The organism is Natrinema caseinilyticum, assembly GCF_024227435.1.
GTDB classification, from domain to species: Archaea; Halobacteriota; Halobacteria; order Halobacteriales; family Natrialbaceae; genus Natrinema; species Natrinema caseinilyticum.
Window position 1 is genome coordinate 525,863 of record NZ_CP100446.1, and the last position, 16,997, is coordinate 542,859.

Annotated in this window: 23 protein-coding genes; 9 read left to right on the forward strand and 14 right to left on the reverse strand. The window is 63.6% G+C overall.

What is annotated here, in order from left to right; genetic code table 11:
- Positions 1–10 precede the first annotated feature (10 nt).
- From NJT13_RS21820 to NJT13_RS21830, 3 genes are all read left to right on the forward strand, one after another.
- On the forward strand, positions 11–559 hold the full coding sequence (locus NJT13_RS21820; protein WP_254525640.1) for a hypothetical protein: 549 nt from the start codon (positions 11–13) through the stop codon (positions 557–559).
- Positions 556–1,029 (forward strand): hypothetical protein, encoded by a 474-nt coding sequence (locus tag NJT13_RS21825; RefSeq protein ID WP_254525641.1) that lies wholly within the window; start codon positions 556–558, stop codon positions 1,027–1,029. Before NJT13_RS21820 ends, NJT13_RS21825 begins: the two co-directional genes overlap by 4 nt.
- A gap of 151 nt (positions 1,030–1,180) precedes the next feature.
- Positions 1,181–1,549 (forward strand): thioredoxin family protein, encoded by a 369-nt coding sequence (locus NJT13_RS21830; RefSeq protein ID WP_254525642.1) that lies wholly within the window; start codon positions 1,181–1,183, stop codon positions 1,547–1,549.
- A 61-nt stretch (positions 1,550–1,610) separates the two neighbouring features.
- Here NJT13_RS21830 and NJT13_RS21835 read toward each other — a convergent pair whose 3' ends face one another.
- Positions 1,611–3,332: a carbamoyltransferase family protein gene (locus NJT13_RS21835; RefSeq protein WP_254525643.1), complete on the reverse strand. Its 1,722-nt coding sequence runs from the start codon at positions 3,330–3,332 to the stop codon at positions 1,611–1,613.
- Positions 3,333–3,448: 116 nt separating this feature from the next.
- On the opposite strand from NJT13_RS21835, the gene NJT13_RS21840 reads away from it, so the two are divergent.
- Together NJT13_RS21840 and NJT13_RS21845 are read left to right on the forward strand one after the other, a co-directional pair.
- Positions 3,449–3,808 (forward strand): ArsR/SmtB family transcription factor, encoded by a 360-nt coding sequence (locus NJT13_RS21840; RefSeq protein WP_254525644.1) that lies wholly within the window; start codon positions 3,449–3,451, stop codon positions 3,806–3,808.
- Positions 3,808–4,071, forward strand: coding sequence for a DUF7521 family protein (locus NJT13_RS21845; protein ID WP_254525645.1), 264 nt, complete (start codon positions 3,808–3,810; stop codon positions 4,069–4,071). The genes NJT13_RS21840 and NJT13_RS21845 overlap by 1 nt, the downstream gene beginning before the upstream one ends.
- 123 nt (positions 4,072–4,194) lie before the next feature.
- Here the strand turns inward: NJT13_RS21845 and NJT13_RS21850 are convergent, their stop codons facing one another.
- The 4 genes from NJT13_RS21850 to NJT13_RS21865 all read right to left on the reverse strand — a co-directional run bounded on the left by NJT13_RS21850 (position 4,195) and on the right by NJT13_RS21865 (position 7,060).
- On the reverse strand, positions 4,195–5,118 hold the full coding sequence (locus tag NJT13_RS21850; protein ID WP_254525646.1) for a sulfite exporter TauE/SafE family protein: 924 nt from the start codon (positions 5,116–5,118) through the stop codon (positions 4,195–4,197).
- Between the two features lie 284 nt (positions 5,119–5,402).
- Positions 5,403–5,810 (reverse strand): helix-turn-helix domain-containing protein, encoded by a 408-nt coding sequence (locus NJT13_RS21855; RefSeq protein ID WP_254525647.1) that lies wholly within the window; start codon positions 5,808–5,810, stop codon positions 5,403–5,405.
- A 70-nt stretch (positions 5,811–5,880) separates the two neighbouring features.
- Positions 5,881–6,912 carry a sulfite exporter TauE/SafE family protein gene (locus tag NJT13_RS21860; RefSeq protein WP_254525648.1) on the reverse strand — a complete coding sequence of 344 codons (1,032 nt, stop codon included), beginning with the start codon at positions 6,910–6,912 and terminating at the stop codon, positions 5,881–5,883.
- A 1-nt stretch (position 6,913) separates the two neighbouring features.
- Positions 6,914–7,060, reverse strand: a complete 147-nt coding sequence (locus tag NJT13_RS21865) for a DUF7512 family protein (RefSeq protein WP_254525649.1) — start codon at positions 7,058–7,060, stop codon at positions 6,914–6,916.
- A 361-nt stretch (positions 7,061–7,421) separates the two neighbouring features.
- Here NJT13_RS21865 and NJT13_RS21870 point away from each other — a divergent pair, with 361 nt between their 5' ends.
- Positions 7,422–8,267 (forward strand): universal stress protein, encoded by an 846-nt coding sequence (locus tag NJT13_RS21870; protein WP_254525650.1) that lies wholly within the window; start codon positions 7,422–7,424, stop codon positions 8,265–8,267.
- A gap of 108 nt (positions 8,268–8,375) precedes the next feature.
- Here the strand turns inward: NJT13_RS21870 and NJT13_RS21875 are convergent, their stop codons facing one another.
- Genes NJT13_RS21875 through NJT13_RS21890 form a run of 4 tightly spaced genes read right to left on the reverse strand, consistent with a single transcriptional unit; the run spans position 8,376 to position 11,861 of the window.
- Positions 8,376–9,557, reverse strand: coding sequence for an inorganic phosphate transporter (locus NJT13_RS21875; protein WP_254525651.1), 1,182 nt, complete (start codon positions 9,555–9,557; stop codon positions 8,376–8,378).
- A 27-nt stretch (positions 9,558–9,584) separates the two neighbouring features.
- Entirely contained in the window at positions 9,585–10,046 is a 462-nt protein-coding gene (locus NJT13_RS21880) for a YeeE/YedE family protein (RefSeq protein ID WP_254525652.1), read from the reverse strand.
- 49 nt (positions 10,047–10,095) lie between these two features.
- Positions 10,096–10,653 (reverse strand): YeeE/YedE family protein, encoded by a 558-nt coding sequence (locus tag NJT13_RS21885; protein ID WP_254525653.1) that lies wholly within the window; start codon positions 10,651–10,653, stop codon positions 10,096–10,098.
- Between the two features lie 14 nt (positions 10,654–10,667).
- Positions 10,668–11,861, reverse strand: coding sequence for an MBL fold metallo-hydrolase (locus NJT13_RS21890; RefSeq protein ID WP_254526107.1), 1,194 nt, complete (start codon positions 11,859–11,861; stop codon positions 10,668–10,670).
- A 247-nt stretch (positions 11,862–12,108) separates the two neighbouring features.
- Between NJT13_RS21890 and NJT13_RS21895 the strand changes: the two genes are divergently transcribed.
- The 3 genes from NJT13_RS21895 to NJT13_RS21905 are packed head-to-tail and all read left to right on the forward strand — an operon-like array spanning position 12,109 to position 13,240.
- Complete coding sequence (locus tag NJT13_RS21895; protein WP_254525654.1) at positions 12,109–12,354, forward strand: sulfurtransferase TusA family protein; 246 nt, start codon at positions 12,109–12,111, stop codon at positions 12,352–12,354.
- Positions 12,355–12,356: 2 nt separating this feature from the next.
- Positions 12,357–12,938 carry a DsrE/DsrF/DrsH-like family protein gene (locus NJT13_RS21900; protein ID WP_254525655.1) on the forward strand — a complete coding sequence of 194 codons (582 nt, stop codon included), beginning with the start codon at positions 12,357–12,359 and terminating at the stop codon, positions 12,936–12,938.
- 35 nt (positions 12,939–12,973) lie between these two features.
- Positions 12,974–13,240 (forward strand): HalOD1 output domain-containing protein, encoded by a 267-nt coding sequence (locus tag NJT13_RS21905; protein ID WP_254525656.1) that lies wholly within the window; start codon positions 12,974–12,976, stop codon positions 13,238–13,240.
- A 60-nt stretch (positions 13,241–13,300) separates the two neighbouring features.
- Here NJT13_RS21905 and NJT13_RS21910 read toward each other — a convergent pair whose 3' ends face one another.
- The 5 genes from NJT13_RS21910 to NJT13_RS21930 form a co-directional block, all read right to left on the reverse strand.
- Positions 13,301–14,143 (reverse strand): helix-turn-helix domain-containing protein, encoded by an 843-nt coding sequence (locus tag NJT13_RS21910; protein ID WP_254525657.1) that lies wholly within the window; start codon positions 14,141–14,143, stop codon positions 13,301–13,303.
- A 197-nt stretch (positions 14,144–14,340) separates the two neighbouring features.
- On the reverse strand, positions 14,341–14,967 hold the full coding sequence (locus tag NJT13_RS21915; RefSeq protein WP_254525658.1) for a helical membrane plugin domain-containing protein: 627 nt from the start codon (positions 14,965–14,967) through the stop codon (positions 14,341–14,343).
- A gap of 2 nt (positions 14,968–14,969) precedes the next feature.
- The gene (locus tag NJT13_RS21920; protein ID WP_254525659.1) at positions 14,970–16,115 is read right to left on the reverse strand and encodes an NAD(P)/FAD-dependent oxidoreductase; all 1,146 of its coding nucleotides are present in this window, start codon (positions 16,113–16,115) and stop codon (positions 14,970–14,972) included.
- On the reverse strand, positions 16,112–16,354 hold the full coding sequence (locus NJT13_RS21925; protein WP_254525660.1) for a hypothetical protein: 243 nt from the start codon (positions 16,352–16,354) through the stop codon (positions 16,112–16,114). Before NJT13_RS21925 ends, NJT13_RS21920 begins: the two co-directional genes overlap by 4 nt.
- A gap of 211 nt (positions 16,355–16,565) precedes the next feature.
- Positions 16,566–16,784, reverse strand: coding sequence for a YgaP family membrane protein (locus NJT13_RS21930; RefSeq protein WP_254525661.1), 219 nt, complete (start codon positions 16,782–16,784; stop codon positions 16,566–16,568).
- Between the last annotated feature and the right edge of the window lie 213 nt (positions 16,785–16,997).

The window sequence follows — 16,997 nt, forward strand, 5'->3', positions numbered from 1 at the left end:
GTCGAACGAGATGCCCACGCGCTATTCGATCGGGGAGTACCTGCAGAACCTCTCTGCTGCGGTCTCGTATCCGTTCGAGACGTGGCGGGGCACGATCGGCCTGCTACTCGTGACCCTCACCACGTACGTCCTGTTGATACTGAGCGCGATGCCGACGTTTACGCTGCAGATGCTCGGCGACGGACTCCACTGGTTTACGTACGTTCTCGTCGCGCTCACGGAGACGGTGTACCGATCCGACGGGTGGACGGGCCTCGCGATTGTCGTTCTCTATGCCTCGCTTTCCGGCGTCGCGGTCGTAAACGCCGTCGCGACGCTCCGGGTCGGCGCCGGCTCGAGTCTGACGGATCTGTCAGGTGTGGTGCCCGGTCTCGTCGCGTCGGGTTGTGCGAGCTGTGGGGCCGGGCTCCTCGGCTTCCTCGGGTTGGCCGGAGGGGTGGCCGTGCTCCCGTACGACGGCTCGCTGCTCCGCGTCGGCGGTCTCGCCCTGTTGCTGTTCTTTCTCGGGCGGACGGGCCATCCCGAGCAGTGTGCGTTCCCGACGGAGGGCTCGGAGTGACCGCCCACGACTTCCTCGCATCGATCCGCTCGGACCGGCGAGCGATCGCACGGGGTGCGGTCGCCGGACTCGGCGTCTTTCTGCTGTTCGGGCTCGTCACCGGACTCGTTCCGAACCCGCTCTACGTCCGAATGGTTCCCCGGAAGCCGGTCGATTACCTGCTGCTCGCACTGACCGCGCTGCTCTCGGGAACCTACGTCGCACAGCGGACCGCGACCGAATCGCGACTCGATTCCGAGAGCGATTCCTCGAGCGACGACGATCGGTGGGCGATCGGCGGGTTGATCGGCGGGTTCCTCGCGGTCGGCTGTCCGATCTGTAACGGCTTCCTGCTCGCTCTGTTCAGTTCGTCCGCGCTCATGACCTACTTCGACCCGCTCCGCCCGGCGCTCGGTGCGCTCTCCGTCGCCCTCCTGGCGGGGTTGATCTGGGCCCGCCACAGGCGAACGTGTCCGACCTGCTCGACGTGACGGGTCTTCCGGCCGACATCGGCTCGAATCAGCCCGTTGGCGTTCTGAACCGTCCCAGGGCGGCGTCGGAAACGAGACGAAGATCGATCGGCAACCAGTATTGTATAGTGTTTGCAAAACAGTCAAATACTCTCGGGACGTACTACCGGTGATGACAGGAACGGCACACTCGGAAACGTCCGACGACGGTGCGGCGCGGAAACCCGTTCAGCTGGACGCGGTGGGCGAGTACGAGGATCTGCTCGCCGAGCGGGACCTCGTCTTGCTCGAGTTCGTCACGTCCGGCTGCGGGATCTGCGCGTCGATGGAGCCGGTACTCGGTGCCGTCGCTCGCAGCGCGCCCGGCGCGGTAGCGACTGTAAACGCTGGTCTCGTCCCCGATCTCGCGGCGGAATTCGAGATTCGAAGCGTCCCGACGCTCGTCGTGTTACGAGACGGCGACGAAGTGGCCCGCCTCGACGACGGCTTCGAGAGCGCCGAGACGATCGTCGATCTCCTCGAGACGCACGCCCCGCAGTAACGCGTTCCATCCGCCCGGTTCGGTAGCGGCACTTCTCCGTGGTTGTCGCCGTCCCGACCGCCTACGCCGTCTCCTTTTCGACGACGAAATCCTCGATCGCGAGCAGATCGAGCCCCATCCCGTAGAAGTCCTTGACGGCCTGCGTCGGCGTCCGGACGATCGGTTCGGCGTGATCGTTGAACGAGGTGTTCAGGACGGCCGGAACGCCGGTGATGTTCTCGAACTCCGAAATGAGCCGGTAATAGCGCGGGTGCTGATCCTCGCGGACCGTTTGTGGACGCGTCGAGTCGTCGGCGGGGTGTAAGACGGCCTCGAGTTCTCCGGCCGCCTCCGAACGGACGTCGTCCGCGTCGATCATGAACGGAGCCGGTCGGCCGTCGGCGAGGTATCTGTCGGCCGCCGACTCGAGCATCGACGGTGCGAACGGTCGCCACTCCTCGCGGTGTTTGACGAACCGATTGACGCGGTCTCGGGAGTCTGCGCTGCGGGGATCGGCGAGGATGCTCCGGGCCCCGAGCGCTCGCGGCCCCATCTCCATTCGTCCCTGAAACCAGCCGACGAGGTCGCCCGCCGCGAGCCGCTCGGCGACGTACCGCTCCACGTCGTCCGGTTCCGAGTACTCGATTTTGTTCGTCTCGAGGAGCGATCGAATCTCGTCCGTCTCGAACGCCGGGCCGAGATAGACGTCGGTCTGACGGTCGACGGCTGCCGGGCGCTGGCGCGACCAGCCGGCTCCGAGGGCGAGACCGGCGTCGTGGGCGACGGGTTGGACGAACACGTCGTCGACGGCCGGCGACTCCCGAACGCGTTTGTTCAGTTTACAGTTGAGCGCGACCCCGCCCGCGAGCGCGACGTTGGCGGTGTCGAAGCGTTCGATTGCGTCCTCCGCGATCTCGACGACCGTCTCCTCGAGCAGTTTCTGGGCGGTGTAGGCGAGGTCTTTCTCCCACTGGCCGTACTCGCCGGGTTCTTCCGTTCGCGGGCGTTCGAGCGCATCTTCGAGCATATCGACGCCGTGACCGGTCCCCCAGCGTTTCGTCAGGTCGGTGACGTCGTAGTCGACGCCCGTGTCGATCAGTTCCCGAAGGGCGGACTCGATCTCGGGGTTATCGTCGCCGTACGGCGCGAGCCCCATCACCTTCCCTTCGCCGTTGAACATCCGATAGCCGAGGTACTCCGTCACTGTAGCGAAGAAGAGCCCCAGACTGTTGGGATGGTCGTACGTCCGGACGCGTTTCAGTCGCCGTCCCGTCGCGTGCCAGACGACCGTCGAATCGTACTCGCCTTTCGCATCGACGGTGAGGACGACCGCCTCGTCGAAGCCCGACGGATGGAACGCGCTCGCGGCGTGACAACGGTGGTGCGGTATCGTTTCGATCGGTGGGAGCGGCGTCCCGAACGACTCGAGGCGGGCTTCGATCTGCCGCGTCGGAACGAACCGACTCCTGATCTGGGTCACGATCGTTCGTTCCAGCGCGGTGAGTTTTCTCAAGAGCCCCGGCGCTCGAACCGCATCTTCGAGGTAGTGGGAGGCGATTTCGCTGCGAAGCTCCGGATCGTACGGAAGGAGGATGCGATCCAGGTCCGTAATCTCCAGATCCCGGTGGTCGAGACAGGCCTGAATCGCCTGTTCGGGGAACGTTTCGGTAGCGTGTTTGTCCCGCGTATATCGTTCCTCCTCGACGCCGAAAACGGGGGTCCCGTCTTCGAAGAGGACGGCACTCGGATCGTGTTGCCCGTACAGCCCGATCGCGGGTTTACATGCAAGCAGATAATTCGTCATGATTCCGTGACAGTGACGCTATTTTAAATCAGATCGGTGGTGGTCAAGTTAGTCGCGTCGATTTGCTGAACCAGCAAATCGTGGCCTATTTGACGGTGACCATCGGGACATATCGTGTGCAACACGGAGGCTCCCCGAGATCGTCGGAGGTATTTCAGATACTCGCAGACGACTACGCACGAGAGATACTCGTCGCGGCCGATCAGGGTCCGATGACCGCCAAAGCGTTGAGCGAGGAGTGCGACGCCTCCCTGACGACGATCTATCGCCGCGTATCGACCCTCCAGGACCTCGAACTCGTCGAGGAACGCCACACCGTCGACTCGGACGGATCCCATCGAAGTGAGTTCGTAACGGCGCTCGAGGGGCTCCACGTGGATCTCACCGACGGTAAACTGTCGGTGACACTGGAGACGCGCGACGAACTCGCCGACAACTTCACAGCCCTCTGGGACGATTTGCGAGGTGACGACTGATGGAGCCGTCGTTCGTACTCGCCAAGCTGATTACGCTCGTATTGAGCCTCACGGTCGCGTATCTGGCGTATCACGGCTATCGGCGGAACGGTCAAACGCCGATGCTCTACGTCTCCGGCGGGTTCGTGTTCATCGGCGCGGGGGCGATCTGTGAGGGCCTCATCTACCAGACGTTCGGGACGACGATTTTGTCCGCTGCCCTCATCCAGGCGGTCATCGTCTCGAGCGGGATGCTTCTGATTCTCGTGTCGCTGACGAAGTGAGCGACCGACTGGGCGCTCCGGGTGACGGTCGCGACGACGGTTTCCTCATCGGGTCGGCGTCGGGTGGGCGGTCGCGGTCTTCACGGCGGGTGACGGTCGATCGTGCCAGGCGCTGGCCCTGTACTAGAAGAACAGTGCCGGCACGGTGTTCCGGAAGATGTTGAGCGAGATGACGAACAGAAGCCCGACGACGAACCAGTTGAACGTCCGCTCGTCGATCTCGAGTCGGCGGAGGAAGGTGCCAAGAAGGAGGCCGACGATGGTGACCACCGCGATCACCGAGCCGAGCCAGAGCCGGTACGTCGTCAGGAGGTCGGTGAACAGGGCCATCTGCACGAGCCGGACGGTGAATATCGTCCCGAGAACCATCGACAGCCCGCCGATGTATCGGTCGGCGTCCCGCTCGAAGGTATGGAAGTACGCCGGCAGGAGCGGCCCGAGGTTCGCGATGGCGAGCAAGAATCCCTCGAGGAAACCGGCCGTTCCGAGCGCGATCGGGTGGTGGGCTTCCCGGACCGTCACGAAGTTCCGAACGACCTGGAAGACGACGTAGCCGAGGATGACGAGGCCGATGACGAACGGGACGACGGGGCCGGCGCTGAACGCCGCCAGCGCGGCGACCCCGATGACGGCGCCGACGACGGCGAGCAACAGGAGCGGCCACTCCTCGCGGACGAACGACCGGCCCGTGTCGGTTTCCCCGATCTGGAACATGTTGATCATCCACGGCGGAATCGCGAGGACGACGACGGCGACCGTCGGGTCGATGACCGACGCGAAAATCGGGGTCGTAATGAGCGAGTATCCGAATCCGATCATCCCCTTGACGACGCCGGCGACGACTGCGACGAGGACGAACACCGCGAGCAACTCGACCGAGAGGTCGGACTGAACGCCCTTTCCGACGGAATCGAGCCCCGGGAAAAAGACGATCGATGCGACGGCGACGGCGAGCGTCGCAAAGACCATCATCACTTCGCGATACCGCAACGCGAAGAAATTCGCGAGGAACTGTTCGACGTCGGTCGTAAGTTCGTGTGCGCTCATACTGTCTCGATAGCTCCGACGACGCACCGTCGCCGTATCGTGTGCGTGGGCATCCGACCGTATCCGGCTGTGCAATTCGGCGAGATGTTCTGCGGTCGGAGTTACCGAGAGGGCGATCGAACGGTCGAGAACCGCCGCTCGAGAACGGCTACTCGCTCGTCGCACGAGACGCGGTCGTCATAGATCGTGGAAAAATTCACCGCTACGTGCCGGAGAGGAGACGGGCTGAGAACGAAGACGGCAAACGAAAAGAACCGAAGTGACGCGATTGCCGGTGGACGATGCTATCCTTCCGCTTCGGCCGGTGCGGTCGCGTCCGTCTGCTCGTACTTGGTTTCGAATTCCTGGATGAGTTGACCCATCTTCGCGTACCAGTCGTTCAACATTCGCTGCATGTCGTCTGCGATCTTCGACGGGTCGGTCGGCGAGTACACGTGGTAGTAGCCGCCCTGGTCGTAGTTGACCTGCTCTTTCTTGATGAACCCCGTCTGGAGCAGTCGCTGCACTGCCCGGTAGGCAGTCGAACGCTCGCGGTCGACGGCGTCGGCTATTTGGTCGACGGTCATCGGCTCCTCGGCGCCCACGAGCGCCCGGAAACACTCTTTATCGAGCTGCTTGAGGCCGTGGAAGCACTCGAGGAGGCCCTCGCACTGTATGTCTTGTTGTAGTTGTTCGGACAGCGAATCCGGCATTGGTATCGGTGTACGGTAGACACCGCGTCGTTAAAAGATTTGTGTATAAATTGTACAATCCTGTGCCAACCTAGTCGGCGGGCGAGGGCGACGGCTGATCCTCTTCGCGGAGGATGGTGACGCCGTTGTAGACGACGGCCCCGCTGACGAGCAGTGCTGCTCCGATGATGATCGCCAGACTCACCGTGTCGAAGACCGGCATCTCCAGGAGGCCACCGATTTCTCGCACGGCGACCGCGATGGAACCGAGCAACAGCATGATGCCGAAGTACACCTTGATGTCGTCCTCCTCGACGAGGTTCGTCGCTGCCGCACCGACTCGAGCGCCGAGTGCGCTCCCGGCCAGCAGCGGCGCGACGATGCTCAGGTCCACTGCGCCGGACTGGGCGTAGAGGAAGCTCCCGATCCCGCCCGAGAAGACGATCTCGAACAGGTCGGTCCCGACCGCGACCGGGACCGGCACGCCGATCAGGTAGAACAGCGCGGGCATGCGGATGAATCCGCCGCCAACGCCGAGGAACCCTGACAGCAGCCCCGTCGCGAACGCCACCAGCAACACCATCCACAGCGAGACCGTGAATCCGCCGCGGATCGAGATCATCGGCGGGACGCGGTAGGACTGGATCTTCTGTGCGATCTCGGGAATCTCCTCGTCCTCGAGGTCGGCGTCCCCGTCGACGTCGTGGTCGATGCCGCCGCCGGCGCCCTTCAGGGCTTCGTACGTCACGAAGACGCCGATGCCGCCCAGCAGGACGACGTACGCGACGCTGACCACGGAGCCGGCGAGGCCGATGTGCTGGAGGTACTCGAGGCCGATCTTACCGACCTCGATGCCGGCAGTCGTACCGGCGATCATCAGCACCCCGAGTTTGTAGTCCACCTGACCGAGGTCACGGTGCTTGAGGGTCGCGATGACGGACGTCCCGAAGACGAACGCCAGCCCGGACCCGACCGCGACGTTGGCGTCGTAGCCCATGACTAACAGCGCGGGCGTTACGAGGAACGACCCGCCCATCCCGAAGAATCCGAACAGGATCCCGATGAGGAGGCCGAACCCGACGAACATCACGATCAGCGCCAGACTTATTCCTAGTATCTCCATGTTAGACGTTCTTGATTCGTTCGACCATCGGTTCTGCGAGCGCTTCTTCTGCCGCACCGTAGCCAACGTACAGGACGATAGCCTCGAGGAGGACCGCTCCGATGAGCAAGCCAGCGTCCGCCATCGCGGAGACGCTTCCGCCTATCATCGGTACTCACCGCCCTTCGTGTGTAGTTGTGGGTGTATCATGGCTTTCTCTTCAGTAGACCCTAATCGGATGAGGGTATTAACAGTTTTGGATGGACTGCACAATATTACTGCAACGGATCACACGGCTATCCAACCGAAATATATGCATACGTTATACGGATACAGCGGACGGCAGCGAGGGTGCCGAATCGGCTCGATTCGCGCCCCGAAACCGGTCGTGCGCGAAACATTTTCGAGCCGGAAGACGGACGTGACTTGTTGACAATTCTCCCCCACGCGTCGGCCGACGCACTCCATCGGATAGTCACCGATTGTGAACAATACAAACAATATTGTACGCCGGACGCTACCATTCGACCATGCGAGCGCTCTACGCAACCGACCTTTCGGCGGCGAGTGAAGCGGCGATCCAGAACGAAACCTGTCTCGAGTGTCTCGCGCGGATCGGCGTCGAGACGATGCACCTCGTCACCGTCATCCCCTCCAACGTTCACGCTGGGATGCCAGGGATGGATCTCGAGGGGCGACGCCAACGCGCGCTCGATCAGTATCAGTCGGTGATGGAAGCCACCGGCTTCGACGTCGAAACGCACGTCGTCCGCGGGACGCCACACCGTCGAATCAACGGGATCGCCGAAACCGTCGACGCCGACCTGACGATCGTCGGATCGCGCGGGAAGAGCCCGCTCGAGAACCGCGTCATCGGATCGACGGCGCGCAATCTCGCGCGAACGACGGTGGTCCCGCTGTTGGTTACTCGCATCGAGCGCGAGGCCGACGAGCCTGAGGTTCGCCGCGAGCACCTCTTTCGGCGGCTCCTCTATGCGACCGATTTCTCGGAAAACGCGGAGCGAGCGTTCGACGCGTTCTCGACCCTCCGCCACGCCGCCGACGCGGCGACACTGGTCCACGTCGAATCGCCGAAGGACACCGGCGCGACCGAAGGCGAGGAGCCGGCCGCGCGGCTATCGGAACTGGAAGATCGACTCGAGGAGTGGGACATCGAGACGCGGATCGACGTTCGGCGCGGCGACCCGGCGGACGAGATCCTCGCGGCCGCGGACGAAGCCGACGCGTCGGCGATCCTGCTCGGGTCGCGCGGTCGGAGTCGACTCCGACGGCTGCTGCTGGGGAGCGTCTCGGAATCGGTCGTCACGCACGCCGAGAGAAACGTGTATCTCGTCCCCCCGCCGCGGACGGCGTAACGTGGACGCTGTAACAGCGCTATCGCACGATCGCGTGATCGTGTAATCGCTCGAACGCGTTGCCGCGTGTCCGCATGTCGTTCCGTCGAACCGCGAGAGTCCCTCGGATCACATCGCCGGAACCACGACGACGGACCCGTAGCCGATAGCGAACGCGAGTCCGAACGACGCGACCCACGCGCCGATCGTCAGCAGTATTTTCCGCGGGCTGATCGCATCGCCCCCGCCGACCGCGGCACCGCTTCCGATGATCGCGCTGACGACGATCTCGTTGAACGAGACGGGCACGCCGAGCAGGATCGCGAGCTGAGAGATGAGAAACGACGGGACGAGCGCCGCGATCGAGCGCCGCGGTCCCAGCGACGAGTAATCCTGTGCCAGCGACTTGATCATCCGCGGCGCTCCGGTCCACGATCCGACGAGGATACCGACACCACCGCCGACGAGGACGGCAGCCGTCGAGACCGCCGCGACTTCGTCGAGCAGGGGCAGCAACGGCCCGACGGCGAGCCCGACCTGGCTACCGCCGGCCGAGAACGCGACGAGTGAACCGAGCGCCAGCAACACCCGCCTGAGTCCGCCGGTCAGGTCACGCCGGACGTCCCAGTAGACGAGCCCTGCAACGGCGATCGCCATCGCCACCGAGAGGCCGATCGACGCGGCCCAGCCCTCGAGACCGACCACGCGTTGGACGAGCCCCGCGGCGGACCCCGCCGAGCCGTCGGGTCCCAGAAACGCGAACTCGACGTTCGCGAGGACGGCACCGACGAGGCCAGCGAGCAGCGGGACGCTGAATCGCTCCGGGACGTCGGACCTGGGAAGCGCGCTCGCGATGCCGTACGCGATCCCGCCACCGACGAACGGCGTCAGTACCCAGACGGCCCCGATCTGCTGGTATTTCGTCCAGACCGGGGTCCCGCCGAGGGAGAGGCCGACGCCGATCACCGCGCCGGTCACGGTAAACGCCGTTGCGATCGGATAACCGGTTCGAATACCGACGGCCATGAGACCGGCCCCGATCAACAGGGCGATGATAACGCCCGTCGCTGGCAGACTCACGCCGCCGACGAGCCCGCGACCGATAGCTTCCGAAACGTTTGCCCCCTGCGTAACGGCTCCCGCGAGGCCGAAAATGCCCACCACGAAGGCGGCTCGCATCGTCGAAATAGCGTTCGCACCGACCGCCGGCGCGAAGGGCGTCGCACCGCTCGAGCCCGCCCCGATGACCCACGCCATGAACAAACTCGCGAGTCCGGCGGTAACGAACAGCGCGATAATTGTCAATTCCATTGCTAGAAGCGCCTCGAAAAGAGCGTGTCAGTCGGCACCCGTCGCCACGGAGTCGGCGCTGACGGCTCGGCTGCGCCACCGACCCTGCAGGTACGCACCGATGAACATCCCGGCGAGCGCCCAGAGGATGGTGACGTTCCCGATACCGAGACTGGCGTACGCGGCTCCCGGGCAGATCCCTGACAGCCCCCAGCCGACGCCGAAGATGGCGCCGCCGATCAGGACGTTCCGGTCGAACGACTTCAACCGGCGTTCGAAGGGCTTGCCGGTCAGGGGTGCGCCGTCGCTGATCCGGGGCATCACCGCGAAGGCGATCCCGGAGACGATCGCCGCGCCGAACATGACGAACAGCAGTCCGAAGTCGTCGAACTGCAGGAAGTTCAGCACGACTTCCGGACGCGCCATGTGGCTGAACCCGAGCCCGAAGCCGAAGATCAGGCCGCCGACGAGGATCAGCGGCATGAACAGGGGATGGCGGTTCCGGCTCATGGGTCGTCACCTCCCCGTTCGCCACGTCGAGTCCTGAACGTCTCGGACATTACGGACTCACCCCCAGTGCTGCGACGAGTTGGCCGGTCACGATGGCGACCGTCAGGAACGTCGCCACGCCAACGATCGACGTCTTCGAGGCCGAGCCGACCCCGCAGACCCCGTGGCCCGACGTACAGCCCTTCCCGATGCGCGTGCCGACGCCGACGAACACGCCGCCGATCAGCAGCCGCCACGGCTGCACGTCGGTCGACCAGAGAGTCACGCCGCCGACCTCGTACAGTTCACCGGTCGTTCCGGGCTGGTAGAGCGAGGTCGTGATCACGCCGGACTGAACCGTCGCCGCGAACGTCAGTGCGCCGAGGATGATGCCCAGCGTGAACACGAGCCGCCAGTCCCGAGACGAGACGTACTGCATGAACCGCGACTGGCCGGAGACGTACGACAGCGTCGACTCGAGGAACGTGCTCGCGCCGGCCGGGATCCCGGTTCCGAGGTAAATCACGACGGTTCCGAGACCGACCAGCAGTCCGCCGATCGCGTAGCGACTGATCCCGTTCGGGAACAGTTCGGCGGTCAACTGTAGCGGGACTGGATCAGGTACCATTGTTGGGAGAGGCGTTAGTCACCGGCGAGCGATTCCTGGCTCGCAGCGCAGTTGTTCGGTCCGAGTTCGAGTTCGAACGCTTCGTCGTCGTCGGCGTCTTGCTGACCGAGGTTCGTGGCGATGATGTCCTCGTAGTTGGCCGGCCGCGGCGGCATGTCCGAGAGGATCAGCTCCACGAACTCGTCTTCGTCCATCGTGAGTGCGTCCATGTCATCGACAAGTTGGCCGATCGGTGCCGTATAAGTTCCGTCATCGGCAGGTTCGGCCGCGTCGCTGAAGTGAGCACCGCCGACGAGCGTCTCGTCGGGGAGCGACAGGACGCGTTCCTGGAGCGATTCGTAGAGCATCCGCGCCGCGTCGGGTGCGCCGTCGTCGCCTTCCTCCAGGTCGGGACGGGCGACGCTCTCGACGAACAGTCCGTCGCCGGTGGCGAGCAGGCTGTCGTCGACGAGGTAGGAGGTCATGCCCGTCGTGTGGCCGGGCGTGTAGACGGCCTCGATCGTCGCGTCGCCGACGTCGAACGTATCGCCGTCGGCGGCCGTCGTCAACTCGTCCGCGTAGGTGACACCGCGGTCGACCGCGGCCTCGGGAATGACGCCCTCGACGCCGAGGGCGTCGAGCGCCCGAACGCCCGAGATGTGATCCGCGTGAATGTGCGTGTCGATCGCGTATTTCAGGTCGACGCCGAGTTCGTCTGCGTCCGTGAGGTAGCGATCGGTGAACGCGCGGAGGGGGTCGATGATGGCCGCTTCCCCGTCGTCGTAGACGAGGTAGCCGAGACAGCCCGAGGACGGTCGCTGGTACTGCAACAGCGTCCCCGCGCCGTCGTAATCGGTGACCTCGACGGTTTCGTAGATACGTGCCCAGCCGTTCATCCCGTCCTCGAGGTGGTCGACGTCGTACCCCCGGTCCGCGAGCGTGCCCGCGACGAATTCGCTCGCACCGCCCTTGGCACAGAGCACCGTTACTTCGCGGTCGTCCGGAATCTGTGCGAGGGCCTCGTCGTCGATCTCGTCCTCGAGGAACTCGAAGTACGGGACGTTGACCGATTCGACGGACTCGCCGTCGATGTGCCACTCGTCGTAATCCGATTCCATTCGCGCGTCGAGAAGCGTGACGTCCTCGCCCGCGTCGATGCGACTCTTCAGCGTCTCCGGCGTGACCGTGTCGACGTCGGCATCCGGAGTCGGGAAGTCGTCTGCGTTCATATTGTACACTGCCATCTACCGGACGCCGGCATATAAGAGTTTGCATAGTAGTTCCCAATTCGTACAATACCGAGCCATCGGACGTACGCGCTTCGCGCACGAAATCACACACTGTGTCCACCACGCGAATTCCTCAGACCATTTAGCGCGCTACAGTTGTTTGCAATCGGCACAAGAATCGACACTCTTTTAACCGCAGATCCAATATTGTGCATTGACTCCAATACAGAACACGGAGTGATCCATCATGAGTGTAGAATACGATATCGCGGAGACGCTCGACGTGAAAGGTGCATCGTGTCCCATGCCGGTAGTCAAGACCAAGTCCGCCGTCGACGACCTCGCCGAAGGCGAGGTCCTCGAGGTGGTTGCGACTGACTCGGGCAGCATGAGCGACATCGACGGCTGGGCGGCAGGCACGAACGGCGTCGACCTTCTCGAGCAGGTCGAAGACGGCGACGTGTACAAACACTACGTGCAGAAGACCGCCTGAAAATGAGCACCGACACACCTTCACCAGCGACCGACGGCGAGCCGATGACCGAAGAGGCACTGCAGGCTCGGCTCGAAGAACTCGAGGACAAGGTCGCTGCGCTGGAAACCGAGACCGGCGACGACCAGCAGAAGATGACGATCGTCGCGACCCAGGGGAGTTTCGACATGGCGTACCCGCCGCTGATCCTGGCGAGCACGGCGGCCGCCTTCGGCTGGGACGTCGTCGTCTTCCATACGTTCTGGGGCCTCGACATTCTCCACGAGGAGAAGTCGTCGAACCTGCAACTGTCGGCGGTCGGCAACCCGAACATGCCGATGCCGAACGCCCTCGCCGCGCTCCCCGGAATGGATCGGATGGCGACGTGGATGATGGAGAAAAAGATCGACGAAAACGGCACGGCCACCATCGAGGAGCTCATCGATCTCTCCATCGACCAGGGCGTCGAACTCCAGGCCTGTCAGATGACCATCGAACTGATGGATTACGACGAAGACGACTTCTTCGACGGCGTCACCACCGGCGTCGGCGCGGCGACCGCGCTCCAGCACATGGCCGAATCGGACGTTCAGTTACTGGTCTGAGCGGCCGACCGAACAGCCCGTCTTCCGATCAGCCAATGACTCCCCGCTCACCCCGACACGATCAAACGGCAGTAGAACAGGTCATCAGAACGATCGCCGACGACGACGACGTCGACCCCGTATCGATATCCCCGCCGCTAGCCGACGTCATCGATCCCGACGCGTTGAACGAACTCGTCGATCACGGGTCGCGTAATCCGGACGGCAATCTCGAGGTGGAGTTTGCCTATCGGGGTCACGACGTCGTCGTCACGAGCGACGGCACCGTCGAACTCGACCGGACCGAATTGCATCGGTCCTAGCTCCGAGCGAGACGAACCGTCGCGTTGTATCCGACCGATCCGATCGCGAAAAGGGTCTCTTCACGTCTCGAACGGAAGATTTCCGAGGAAATCGTCGCTCTGATAATCGAGATGATCCAGCCGCGACCCGAGCAGTTCCCGTACGAGTACGACCAGCGGATTGGTTTTCCCCTCCCCGACCATTCCGACTTCCGATCTGGACCCGCCCGGTCCGCCCCTCCAAAGGCCGACGACGACGGACTCGCGATCAGCGACGATGAGCCGGCTCACCTTCGGAAAGTTCGACTGCTCGTACATCCAATCCATCTGTGGATCCCAAATCGTCGCTTCCGGAAGACTCTCGCTGAAAAACTCCCGGGCGTCCTCGCTTTTCGTCCCCGCGTACAACGAGACTCCCCGCTCGATAGCGTCCGTCGCGTGTGGCAGACACGCTTCGTCGAGCAACTCGCCGGAGGCGTAGATCAAAAAGAGTTCCTCGTCCGCCACGTCCGCCAGCTCACGGCCGTAATCGTACACCGCTTCTCGGCCGTCGAGTATCTCGATTTCGCGTTCTTCGGACCCGCTTTCCCGTCCGAACTGGAAGCGTAATTCGTCGAGTGTCTGTCCGTCCAGCCAGTCCGTGTCCACCACGGACGAGTCGCTGGGAGAGACGACGTTCCGGACGGAATCGTACTCGAGCAGTCCCGCCTGGCTGAGTTTCGGAAGGTGCCTGTGATGCAACGCGACGACCAGTTCACTGATCCGCTCATCGCGATTCGAAGCGTCGGACGTCGTCTCCTGTGAAACGATTCGTTCGGCGACCTCGGACAGGGAGAGAGTCCCATTGTGGCTATTCAGGACGGTCAAAATCGCCCGATTAGTGCCATCCGTGAGTAGCCGAAGTATCTCCTCCTGCGGTTCCATTACCGTCGAAATCTTGCCGGACAACAATAAGAGGAATGCCTCGGTCCGTCGCCGAATATTCCGAAATCAATACGTTCACTCGGTGGACGAGGAACTGTCCGTTGAGACGGCCGTCCGCGAAAGCCGGGGTGACACGTCTCGTCGCGCCGGCGGGACGAGACGTGTCGGCTCGGTTCGTCTTCGAAGCGGGAGGAGGGTCAGGACGATTCGGGACTGGCCTGTTCGCGCCCGATCGCGCGCGCTACTGCCAGCAGGTATCCGAGGCCGTATCTGACGTCCGGATCGCGGAGACCGCGTACCATCCCCACCGGGCCGACCGGGCCTGGGTCGGTCCGTTCGGCGGTCCCGATCCCGTCGAGAAGCGTCTCCAGACCGGCGCTGGTATCCGTATCGGCAGCCGATTCCGCCACTTCCCCGAGCGATTCGCCCGTTCCAACGAGCGTCGTCACCATCTCGTCGTCCAGCGCGGCCGTCAGGAGCGATCCGACCTCAGCGAGTTCGGCGATTTCGTCCAGCGTTCCGCTTCGCTGGAGGCGCATCAACGTCTCGATCGAGTCCTGCAATTCGTCGCCGTTCGCTCCGATCTGGTGGGCCAACGCGACGGTCTCGTCGGTCGCGAGCCCGTCCGCTGACTCGAGAATCGTCGACCCCGTGTCAGCGAGTTCGACGACCATCTCGTCGGTGAGCGCGCTCTCGCCGAGCGCGAGGACGTCCAGCAGTTCATTTACCGCATCGAGTCGGCGGACGAAATTCGCGACCCCTTCGGGATTCTCCGCGATGACGTCCTCGAGGTCGTCCGACTCCCGAACGATATCGTCGGACATGGTCAGAGTAACCCCCGTGCGGTGAGCCAGTAGGCTTCGTTGTACGCCAGTTTCGCCCAGTGGATCTTCTCGGACGGGGCGACCGGCGACGGCGGGTTCTCGTAATCGAATTCGACGAACGATGCCGCGTTCATCCCCGTCTCGATGAAACAGAGCGTCTTGCCGTCGTAGGTCGCCGTCGGCGGCCGGCCGCGAACCTCACTCGCGATCCGCTGTCCGACGACGCCGGCCTGATAGTGGGCGACGCTCCCCGCGTTCGGCGCGCCGGTCGCCGCCGTATCGCCCATCGCATAGACGTTGTCGGCGGCCTCCGCCTCGAGCGTCCGTTTGTCGACGTCAACCCAGCCTCGGTCACCGAGGCCGGACTCCTCGACGAGATCGATGCCGCGGTGTGGGGGAATCGAAACGAGGAGATCGTAGTCGATCGTCGTTCCATCGGCCGACTGGATGGTTTCGTCGTCCGGATCGACCGCCGCCGCGTCGAAGCCCGTCTCGACGGTGATATCGCGGTCGTCCATCCGCGGACGTGCCCACTCCGCGACCTGGAGATTCCCGTGTACGCGCTCGATGGGGGAGGTGAACGTCAACTCGACGTCCTCGCGAAGTCCCCGTTCCCGGAACCAGTCGTCGGTCATGAACGCGAATTCGAGGGGGGCGGCCGGACACATGTGCGGGATTCCGATGACGCTGAGTACGATCCGTCCCTCGGTGAACGAGAGGAGGTCGTCCCTGAGTGCGGTCGCACCCGACTCGCTGTAGTAATTGTGTCCGCCGTCGACCAGTCCCGGAATCTCGTCCGGCGCGAGCGTCGAACCGGTCGCGAGAACGAGATAGTCGTACTCGACCGGCCGGGATCGATCCCGGAACCGAACCTGTCGTGCTTCGGTATCGATCCCGGTGACCCGATCGATGTGGAGGTCGATCCGATCGTCGATCAGTTCGGACAACGGCCGTCGTCCGTCGTCGGGTTCGCGCTTCCCGAACGGGACGTACAGCCACACCGGTTTGTACACGTGATCGGTGTCGTCGTTGACCAGAGAGAGGTGAACGTCGCCGGCGTCGAGTTCCGCCTCGAGTCTGTCCGCGAGATCGTTCGCGAGGACCGTCCCGCCGGTCCCGCCGCCGACGACGAGGACGTGTTCGGTCACGCGCTCTCACCGTGAATTTCGTGGCGATCGGTCGTCACTCCAGGTGCGAGTAACGCCCCACCGGACGCCTCGAGCCACACGCGTTCGTCGGTGAGCGACCGCAGTGAATCGCTCGGTACCGACACCGGCGTCCCGTCGTCAGCGCGTCCGACCGGTTCGATGGGATTCGTCAGCGGTCCGGGACGCTCGATCCATCGAGCATCGACAGTCACAGCGGATTCGATGTCTGAATTCGTCATCGGCACGGTCGAATCTTGAACAGCCCGAGCATTAGTATTGTACATAAAACCCAAGATAATCAAAATATCTTCCGGAGGTGACGGTGCCCCAGATTTACGGGAGTGAAACGGTCTCTCGAGTCACCTGACCCGTACTCGAGGCAGAACGCGGATCGGAGCGAACGGCGAGCGATCCGTCGTGTGGGCGGGGGATGCCAGCGACGCGACGGTCCTACGAGGAATCGGTCGTTTCGACGCCCAGAATTCGGTACACGAGGCAAATTCTGGTGAGCGCAGTCCCGAGAAAAACGGCGCCGATCAGAACCGCACCGACGCCCGCGACGGTTCCGAACCCGAGGAGTCCCACGAGCGACGCGACGCCGATCGCAATCAGTACCGCGCCACCGATCAGCCGCACGATCCGATCAGCCGAACCAATATTGTGATCCATAGACACGAATGCGGACGGGAAAGTGAAAAACGTTTCTCGAATTCCGAGTTCGATGGAGGAGACGCGATGCGGGGCCCGATTCGTATCACAGCGGTCTGGTAGAACGCGCGTGCGAACCGTCCGACCTCGAGCGGCTACCGCCGACGACCGGCAGTTAGCGTCGGCCTCCCGTCGGCTCGAACGGTTTCCCGTCACCGAACCCGGCCGCGCCTA